This is a genomic window from Klebsiella sp. EMBS2024 (assembly GCF_036233805.1).
In the GTDB taxonomy this organism is placed as follows: Bacteria; Pseudomonadota; Gammaproteobacteria; order Enterobacterales; family Enterobacteriaceae; genus Klebsiella; species Klebsiella pneumoniae.
Genome location: NZ_JAZARW010000001.1, coordinates 4,950,603 through 4,950,852 on the forward strand (window position 1 = coordinate 4,950,603; position 250 = coordinate 4,950,852).

Annotated in this window: 1 pseudogene; it reads left to right on the plus strand. The window is 47.2% G+C overall.

From position 1 onward, the window contains the following. Window positions 1–250, plus strand: a pseudogene (locus VZP09_RS22725) (IS3 family transposase); the annotation flags it as partial.

Sequence of the window (250 nt, forward strand, 5' to 3'; positions counted from 1 at the left end):
GTTATCTGCGGGCAGAGAATGCCTATCTAAAAAAGTTGAAAGCCTTGGTTCAGAGCGAAAAAAATGGCAAAAAGCCCTGATAATCAGTGAACTAAGGCATGAACACGCTCTGCGGGACCTTCTGCGGGCGGCCGGTATGTCCCGTAGCACGTGGTATTACAATATGAATGCACTGAAGCAAGGGGACAGGTATGCGGGTCTTAAAGAGAACATCAGGAAGATATACCACTATCACAAAGGTCGTTATGGC